The sequence below is a fragment of the Alcanivorax sp. genome, from assembly GCF_040118815.1.
In the GTDB taxonomy this organism is placed as follows: domain Bacteria; phylum Pseudomonadota; class Gammaproteobacteria; order Pseudomonadales; family Alcanivoracaceae; genus Alcanivorax.
In genome coordinates this window covers 1-3,525 of the sequence record NZ_JBEDTC010000010.1, presented here as the reverse complement: position 1 = coordinate 3,525, position 3,525 = coordinate 1, and the positions used below count along the sequence as shown (strand labels likewise).

Below are 3,525 nucleotides of genomic sequence, written 5' to 3'. Positions count from 1 at the left end.
AATGGGTTGCCGTCTGTGCCTGGCAAACCGCCGCCATCTGGGGCAAGCCCTTCGGCCGCTTCCATGAAGCACGCTGCCGGGTCAATCGGGCTTTCAGCAGACGCTTCCGGGCACAATTGCTCGGTCAATGGGTTGCTGCCCAACAATAGGTCTTGTACATCACCGAAGTTGCCGCCCGCTTCAGTCAGACAAGCTGCTGGATCGATTTGATCTACACCGCCGGCTGCTGCATCGGGACAGAACTGACCGATAACCGGATCCAAGGGAGTCCCACCTTCACCTGGAGCGAGACCTTCAGCGGCTTCCATAAAGCAAGCAGCCGGATCAATCGGACTATCCGCCGCTGCCGCCGGGCATAATTGCTCAGTCAACGGATTGGCCCCCAACAGCAGCTCCTGCACATCACCGAAATTACCACCGGCTTCCGCCAGGCAGGCTGCTGGATCGATTTCAGCTATACCACCTGCTGCTGCATCCGGACAAAACTGGCCAATCACCGGATCCAGCGGCGTGCCGCCTTCACCTGGCGCAGCGCCTTCTGCCGCTTCCATAAAACAAGCCACAGGATCAATCGGGCTAACTGCAGAGGCGTCCGGGCACAGTTGCTCAGTCAACGGATTGGAGCCCAATAGCAACTCTTGCACGTCACCAAAATTACCACCGGCTTCCATGAGACAATTGATTGGTAACTCTGGGCTCAACTCCCCTGCGCCCGCCTCCGGACACAGTTGCTCGACAAGCAGATCCGCACCAGGCAGGCCTCCACCACCGTCGCCGCCGGGAAGCCCCCCTTCGCTGACTGCTTCAGCAAAGCAACTCGCTGGGTCGACAGTCTCTTTTGCTGATTCTTCCGGACAGATGGCGTCGGTAATAGGATTAGAACCGCCGATCAAGTCGCCGAGGTTTTGCAGGTTGCCTGCAGCTTCCTGCAGACAAGCAGCAAGAAAGGTTCCCGACTGTTCCAGTCCGCCAGTGACAGCACCCTGAGGATCTTCCTGCAACATAGCTGGATCAAAAACGCCTTCAATATCAAAGGCGGAGGATGCATCAGGGCAAAATTGCTGAACGATCAAGTCTTGTGACAGTTCAAAACCTGTATCTTCTTCAGTGTTTTCTTCACCTTCTTCAAGGCACTCATCTGAATCTAGCGCCTCACCTTCACCCGCCTCGGCAGAGGTCTCCGGGCACACCTCATCGGTGAACTCATTTTGTTCATCGATAATCTGCGTGGTTTCCTCTGTTGATGGTCGTTCGTTCGCAGTGGGAGTAAGGTTGGTGACGGGATCAGAGCCGCCCCCACCCCCACAAGCGGCAAGCATTACCGCAAGGGCGCTGCTACCTACCAGAAGTTTAAGTTGATTAGCCAAGATGAACCCCTCCATCATATTTTTGTCGTTATGGCCCCAGTACAGGAGCTGCTATCAACGACTATGGAAGGGATGTCCAATCTGCTGTAGAGCAAGGAGGTTGGCAGTCTGTTAACAAGCGTAGCCAGCGTTACTCATTGGTATCTGAACAAGACTCAGAACAACTTCTTACTTACAGTCGATGAAACCATCAACTAACGATTGCCCCCGGCAATCCGTGCACGGGCCCGCACATGGGCGCCATCATCACTGTGATTCAGGCGAGCATTCACGAATACCCCGATTTCACGCAGGGCCATGCCGGCCTCAGGCAACCAGGCTGCCAAGGCATGAAAAACATGGGGCATCTGCTCCCATACCTGCAGCGTATGCTCTACCCCCGCTCGCTTGGCCTGTTCCGCTACCCGCACCGCATCACTGTAAAGCACCTCAGTACTGCCCACCTGAATCAGCAACGGCGGCAAGCCGGTGTAGTCGGCATACACTGGTGACAATAAGGGCGCCGCAGGATCCTGGCCACGGCTGTAGGACTTGGCCACAAAGCGCAGGACGCCAAGCGGAATCAGGGGATCGTTTTCTGCGTTGCCATGAATGCTCTCTCCGCTACAGGTGAGATCACCCCAGGGGCTGATCAGCACAGCGGTAGCGGGTAACGGCACATTCAGCTCACGCAACCGCAGCAGCGTGACCAAGGCAAGGTTGCCGCCGGCGGAGTCCCCCGCCAACACGATATGCTCCGGGCGATAACCGGTATCCAGCAATGCCTTGTAGGCACGTACCGCATCTTCCAACGGTGCGGGGTAAGCCCAGTCGGGCGGCTGGCGATAATCCAGCGCCAACACTTTCGCCCGGCACTCGCGGCTGAGCCGCCAGGTCACTGCCCGGTGGGAACGGGGCGATCCGAAAAAGTAGGCACCGCCGTGAAAATACAGCACCACCCGATTGCTGCGCACGTTGCGCCCGGCAATCAACCACTCCCCGGGCACCCCGCCCATATGCGCCCGGGCAATATGCACTGACGAGGGCACAGGCAGGGCCAGGGTCACGGCATCAAAGCCCAGTTGGGAGAATTTCATGAAACGGCGGGTAAAACGGATACGGCTCACCACCGGTTTAACCATCCCTTTGATGGTCCGGGTGATGACTTTTCCTTGCCAGCTCCAGGCCGGGTAATGTTTTTTGTTGTTGTCTGCCATGCCTTTGGCCATCCGGCTGTGGAGACTTGAGCCTAAGTGGTCATCCCAGCCTGAACAAGCCACAATAAGCCAAACTTTGTTCATTCACGGTCAAGGATTCAATCCCGGTATGGAAACCCTGCGGCAACGCTGGCAACACATTATTTTCGGCACCGACACCCCCGCCGGGCAATTATTCGACATCATTTTGATTGTGGCGATCCTGGGCAGTGTCGTCGCCGTGATGCTCGACAGTGTGTCTGGCCTGCACGAAGAGTACGGCGTGGTGCTGTACGCTGCCGAATGGTTCTTCACCATTCTGTTCACGATTGAATACACCATTCGCCTGTGGGTCAGCGAACGGCCGCTTCGTTATGCTCGCAGTTTTTTCGGGATTGTGGATCTGTTATCGATTATCCCCACCTACCTGAGCCTGCTGATTCCCGGCTCCAATTATCTGCTCACCATTCGTGCCTTGCGGGTGCTGCGCGTGTTCCGGGTGATGAAACTGGCCAAGTTCATGGGCGAGGCCAACCAGCTTGGCATTGCCCTGATCCGCACCCGCCGCAAGATTGCGGTGTTCATGTTCTCCGTGTTCGTGGTGATTATTATCTTCGGCAGCCTGATGTATGTGGTGGAAGGCCCGGAGAACGGTTTTTCCAGTATTCCCCAGAGCATTTACTGGGCCATTGTGACGATCACCACGGTTGGCTATGGGGATATTTCACCGCAGACCGGCTTTGGCAAACTGATCGCCTCACTGGCCATGATCACCGGTTATGCGATTATTGCCGTGCCCACCGGGATTGTGACCGCCGAAATTTCGGCGGCCCGGGTGAGCATGCGTTATGAACGAGAGTGCCCCAATTGCTATCGGCATTCCCACGACCCGGACGCCCGCTTCTGCCAGCAGTGTGGGGAGGAATTACCGAAGCTTTCCTTGAAAGGCCCGGATGATTAAAGACAGCGGCAGGTTTTTAGCT

At 56.6% G+C, this 3,525-nt stretch carries 2 protein-coding genes and 1 pseudogene; 1 reads left to right on the top strand and 2 read right to left on the bottom strand.

What is annotated here, in order from left to right; genetic code table 11:
• Together ABNH18_RS07335 and ABNH18_RS07330 are read right to left on the bottom strand one after the other, a co-directional pair.
• A pseudogene (locus ABNH18_RS07335) lies at nucleotides 1–1,367 on the bottom strand (hypothetical protein); the annotation flags it as partial.
• Between the two features lie 194 nt (nucleotides 1,368–1,561).
• The gene (locus tag ABNH18_RS07330) at nucleotides 1,562–2,563 is read right to left on the bottom strand and encodes an alpha/beta hydrolase (protein WP_349382188.1); all 1,002 of its coding nucleotides are present in this window, start codon (nucleotides 2,561–2,563) and stop codon (nucleotides 1,562–1,564) included.
• A 109-nt stretch (nucleotides 2,564–2,672) separates the two neighbouring features.
• Between ABNH18_RS07330 and ABNH18_RS07325 the strand changes: the two genes are divergently transcribed.
• The gene (locus ABNH18_RS07325; RefSeq protein WP_349382187.1) at nucleotides 2,673–3,503 is read left to right on the top strand and encodes an ion transporter; all 831 of its coding nucleotides are present in this window, start codon (nucleotides 2,673–2,675) and stop codon (nucleotides 3,501–3,503) included.
• The last annotated feature ends 22 nt before the right edge of the window (nucleotides 3,504–3,525 follow it).

Bases quoted from the DNA above. Each gene is read 5' to 3' on its own strand.
- ABNH18_RS07325 (WP_349382187.1), top strand. From the start codon at position 2,673: ATGGAAACCCTGCGGCAACGCTGGCAACACATTATTTTCGGCACCGAC.
- ABNH18_RS07330 (WP_349382188.1), bottom strand. From the start codon at position 2,563: ATGGCAGACAACAACAAAAAACATTACCCGGCCTGGAGCTGGCAAGGA.